The 521-nt window shown below is 40.5% G+C and carries 1 protein-coding gene; it reads right to left on the bottom strand.

Features of this window, described 5'->3' with window-relative positions:
* Positions 1-502 (bottom strand): transposase (locus QOR82_RS09150; protein WP_191990654.1); only part of this gene is annotated, 502 nt, incomplete at its 3' end.
* Between the last annotated feature and the right edge of the window lie 19 nt (positions 503-521).

The raw sequence follows: 521 nt of genomic DNA, 5'->3' as shown, positions 1-521 counted from the left end.
CATAATGGGCGTTATAGTCAGTAGCTTCTTGATTGCCATAAGTGTCAGAATGGGTTGAATCAATATCAATAATGGTGGTCGTCTGATTAGTTAGCAGTCGAGCTTGATCAATAAGAGCTTGATTTAAAGTCTGGAAGGCGTCCACACCTGCGGTATCGATACGTTGCCAGAAACGGGATATCGTTGCTTGTGAAGCTAAGGCTGGTTTGTCCAATAAAAGTTTAAACAGTGGTTCTGCAACCAATGAGGTTGCAGCAGAATCTGTATTATAACCGGCAATGATCTGCAGAACCAACTGCATCAAGATACTTGAATTACTATGCTGACAGTATTGTCGATGGTCGTTGAACTTCAATAGATTGTCAGCTAAGTTCGTGAACTGAAACTTTGCCATCAGTTCAACACACAAGGTTAGGCCACCATCAGAAGATAATTGACCGCCGGTATGCGATGCTAGAATGTTTTTATTGAAACTAAATGCCATTTCCTGTACAGTTTTCATTATAGAGTCCTCTTTTTTT

It is taken from the genome of Limosilactobacillus difficilis (genome assembly GCF_947387495.1).
GTDB classification, from domain to species: domain Bacteria; phylum Bacillota; class Bacilli; order Lactobacillales; family Lactobacillaceae; genus Limosilactobacillus; species Limosilactobacillus difficilis.
The sequence above is the reverse complement of the archived record's forward strand: the minus strand, read 5'-3'. Positions and strand labels throughout refer to the sequence as shown.